The sequence below is a fragment of the Flavobacterium sp. LM5 genome, assembly GCF_002017945.1.
GTDB lineage: Bacteria > Bacteroidota > Bacteroidia > Flavobacteriales > Flavobacteriaceae > Flavobacterium > Flavobacterium succinicans.
The window spans coordinates 1-4,296 of record NZ_MUFX01000062.1 but is presented as its reverse complement, the minus strand read 5'-3'; the positions used below and the strand labels follow the sequence as shown (position 1 = coordinate 4,296).

General features: G+C 40.5%; 4 pseudogenes. 2 read left to right on the top strand and 2 right to left on the bottom strand.

Features of this window, described 5'->3' with window-relative positions:
* Together bioA (BXU11_RS17585) and BXU11_RS17580 are read left to right on the top strand one after the other, a co-directional pair.
* Nucleotides 1-1,157: pseudogene (bioA, locus tag BXU11_RS17585) on the top strand (adenosylmethionine--8-amino-7-oxononanoate transaminase); the annotation flags it as partial.
* Nucleotides 1,158-1,283: 126 nt separating this feature from the next.
* Nucleotides 1,284-2,132, top strand: a pseudogene (locus BXU11_RS17580) (beta-ketoacyl synthase N-terminal-like domain-containing protein); the annotation flags it as partial.
* A 31-nt stretch (nucleotides 2,133-2,163) separates the two neighbouring features.
* On the opposite strand, the pseudogene BXU11_RS17575 reads toward BXU11_RS17580, so the two are convergent.
* Together BXU11_RS17575 and bioA (BXU11_RS17570) are read right to left on the bottom strand one after the other, a co-directional pair.
* A pseudogene (locus tag BXU11_RS17575) lies at nucleotides 2,164-3,006 on the bottom strand (beta-ketoacyl synthase N-terminal-like domain-containing protein); the annotation flags it as partial.
* Between the two features lie 126 nt (nucleotides 3,007-3,132).
* Nucleotides 3,133-4,296 (bottom strand): annotated as a pseudogene (gene bioA / locus BXU11_RS17570) (adenosylmethionine--8-amino-7-oxononanoate transaminase); the annotation flags it as partial.

Here is a 4,296-nt window from a genome sequence, read left to right as displayed (position 1 = left end):
AAGTGGTAAAGAATATATCGACGCCATTGCTTCATGTGGGTCAATCCTTATGGCCACTCGAATCGCTTTATTGCGGATGCGATTTATAAACAACTTACTACCTTAGAGCACGTACTTTTTGGAGGTTTTACGCACGAACCCGCTGTTGTTTTATCCGAGAAATTAGTCGAAATCTTACCTAGCAATCAGCAAAAACTCTTTTTTTCGGATAATGGTTCTACCGCTGTCGAAATTGCGATAAAAGTGGCTTTGCAGTATAACTTTAACCAAGGAATTTCAAAAACGACGATTATTGCTTTTGAAGATGCTTTTCATGGCGACACCTTTGCGGCTATGGCGGCAAGTGGAATTTCTTTCTTTACCGAAGCTTTTCAAGGAATGATGATTGATGTTGTTCGGATTCCAGTTCCAGTGCAGGGAAAGGAAACAGAAAGTATAGCGGCCCTTCAAAAAGCAATCGCCGATAAAAATTGTGCGGCTTTTATTTTTGAACCCTTAATACAAGGTGCCGCAGGAATGGTGATGTATGCACTGAAGCTTTGGATAACTTGCTTCAAATTTGCAAAGAAAACCAAGTATTGACCATTGCTGATGAAGTGATGACAGGTTTCGGTAAAACGGGAAAAAACTTTGCCTGCGATTATTTAGAAATTTTGCCAGATATGATGTGTTTGTCTAAAGCCTTGACTGGGGGCACTATTCCTATGGCGATTACGACTTTCACTAAAGCGATTTTTGATGCTTTTTATGATGATGATATCAATAAAGCCTTGTTTCATGGCCATACCTTTACGGCAAATCCAACGGGTTGCGCTGCGGCACTGGCCAGTATCGAATTGTTGCAAACCGAAACGATGCAGTCCAACATTCAACGCATTCATCAACGCCATTTGGACTTTCAAAAACATATAGGAATACACCCAAAAGTAAGTAATACTAGAGTTTTTGGGGTGATTTTTGCTTTGGAAATCAAGACAGATAGCAGCTTTAGTTATTACGGCTCATTGCGCAATAGGCTTTACGATTTTTTTATTGAAAATGGAGTAATTCTGCGTCCAGTTGGGAATATAGTTTACATTTTGCCACCCTACGTAATTACCGATGCACAGTTGCAAAAAGTGTATGAAGTAGTGGAAAGTGCTTTGGAAATAGTGTAAATTTGCTCAAAATTTTTCACAGAGATTCACAGAGAAAATCGCAAAGAAGCACAGAGGTAATTATATATTTCCTCTGTGAATCTTTTTAAGTGCTTTGTGAATCTTTGTGAAATTAAATACATCGATTTGTCACAAATTATCTCTATAACTGCCCTGTCCTCTATTTCCCCTTTGGGCAATGACCCGAAGACCATTTGGGAAAACTATCAACATCCTTCAACTTGTTTTTCGGAGCAGTTTTTAGACCATCAAAAGACTTGGGTAGCTGCTTTGGATGCCGCTTCACAACAAGAAGTTTTGGCTTTACAACAAACGGATATTAAGTACAAGTCATTAGACAAGTCGGTGTTGTATGCTATGGTGGCAGCAAGAAAAGCGATGGCGCAGGCAGGTTGGGAAAAAGGAGGCAGTTTTGGTATCAACATTGGCTCTTCGAGAGGTGCCACCGATTTGTTCGAAAAACATTTTCAAGAATATTTAACCACGGGAAAAGCCCAAACTTTAGCTTCACCCACTACTACTTTGGGAAATATTTCGTCTTGGGTGGCGCATGATTTGCAAAGTACCGGTCCCGAAATTTCGCATTCTATTACTTGTTCTACTGCTTTGCATGCTCTACTCAACGGAGTCGCTTGGTTGCGAGCGGGAATGGCAAATCAGTTTTTGGTAGGTGGTAGTGAAGCGCCCTTGACTGATTTTACGATAGGTCAGATGCGCGCTTTGAAGATTTATACTCAAAACAAAGAGGGTCATCATGAGCCTGTCGAATGGCCCAACCGTGCTTTGGATTTGGATAAAAAGCAAAACACAATGGTTTTGGGTGAAGGCGCAGCAGTATGTTGTTTAGAATTAGGAAAGAAAGCAAACGCCTTGGCTTTTATTGAAGGCATTGGCTACGCTACAGAAATTTTGGAACATAACATTTCAATCTCGGCAGAAGCCATTTGTTTTCAAAAATCGATGGCAATGGCTCTATTGCGAAAACGGCGTGTTTTCCGAAGTAGAGCATTGCCATCGATTTTTGAAAACAAATGGCTTCTGCCGAGATTGAAATGTTATGTTCCAAAATTTCTGTAGCGTAGCCAATGCCTTCAATAAAAGCCAAGGCGTTTGCTTTCTTTCCTAATTCTAAACAACATACTGCTGCGCCTTCACCCAAAACCATTGTGTTTTGCTTTTTATCCAAATCCAAAGCACGGTTGGGCCATTCGACAGGCTCATGATGACCCTCTTTGTTTTGAGTATAAATCTTCAAAGCGCGCATCTGACCTATCGTAAAATCAGTCAAGGGCGCTTCACTACCACCTACCAAAAACTGATTTGCCATTCCCGCTCGCAACCAAGCGACTCCGTTGAGTAGAGCATGCAAAGCAGTAGAACAAGTAATAGAATGCGAAATTTCGGGACCGGTACTTTGCAAATCATGCGCCACCCAAGACGAAATATTTCCCAAAGTAGTAGTGGGTGAAGCTAAAGTTTGGGCTTTTCCCGTGGTTAAATATTCTTGAAAATGTTTTTCGAACAAATCGGTGGCACCTCTCGAAGAGCCAATGTTGATACCAAAACTGCCTCCTTTTTCCCAACCTGCCTGCGCCATCGCTTTTCTTGCTGCCACCATAGCATACAACACCGACTTGTCTAATGACTTGTACTTAATATCCGTTTGTTGTAAAGCCAAAACTTCTTGTTGTGAAGCGGCATCCAAAGCAGCTACCCAAGTCTTTTGATGGTCTAAAAACTGCTCCGAAAAACAAGTTGAAGGATGTTGATAGTTTTCCCAAATGGTCTTCGGGTCATTGCCCAAAGGGGAAATAGAGGACAGGGCAGTTATAGAGATAATTTGTGACAAATCGATGTATTTAATTTCACAAAGATTCACAAAGCACTTAAAAAGATTCACAGAGGAAATATATAATTACCTCTGTGCTTCTTTGCGATTTTCTCTGTGAATCTCTGTGAAAAATTTTGAGCAAATTTACACTATTTCCAAAGCACTTTCCACTACTTCATACACTTTTTGCAACTGTGCATCGGTAATTACGTAGGGTGGCAAAATGTAAACTATATTCCCAACTGGACGCAGAATTACTCCATTTTCAATAAAAAAATCGTAAAGCCTATTGCGCAATGAGCCGTAATAACTAAAGCTGCTATCTGTCTTGATTTCCAAAGCAAAAATCACCCCAAAAACTCTAGTATTACTTACTTTTGGGTGTATTCCTATATGTTTTTGAAAGTCCAAATGGCGTTGATGAATGCGTTGAATGTTGGACTGCATCGTTTCGGTTTGCAACAATTCGATACTGGCCAGTGCCGCAGCGCAACCCGTTGGATTTGCCGTAAAGGTATGGCCATGAAACAAGGCTTTATTGATATCATCATCATAAAAAGCATCAAAAATCGCTTTAGTGAAAGTCGTAATCGCCATAGGAATAGTGCCCCCAGTCAAGGCTTTAGACAAACACATCATATCTGGCAAAATTTCTAAATAATCGCAGGCAAAGTTTTTTCCCGTTTTACCGAAACCTGTCATCACTTCATCAGCAATGGTCAATACTTGGTTTTCTTTGCAAATTTGAAGCAAGTTATCCAAAGCTTCAGGTGCATACATCACCATTCCTGCGGCACCTTGTATTAAGGGTTCAAAAATAAAAGCCGCACAATTTTTATCGGCGATTGCTTTTTGAAGGGCCGCTATACTTTCTGTTTCCTTTCCCTGCACTGGAACTGGAATCCGAACAACATCAATCATCATTCCTTGAAAAGCTTCGGTAAAGAAAGAAATTCCACTTGCCGCCATAGCCGCAAAGGTGTCGCCATGAAAAGCATCTTCAAAAGCAATAATCGTCGTTTTTGAAATTCCTTGTTAAAGTTATACTGCAAAGCCACTTTTATCGCAATTTCGACAGCGGTAGAACCATTATCCGAAAAAAAGAGTTTTTGCTGATTGCTAGGTAAGATTTCGACTAATTTCTCGGATAAAACAACAGCGGGTTCGTGCGTAAAACCTCCAAAAAGTACGTGCTCTAAGGTAGTAAGTTGTTTATAAATCGCATCCGCAATAAAGCGATTCGAGTGGCCATAAGGATTGACCCACCATGAAGCAATGGCGTCGATATATTCTTTACCACTTTCATCC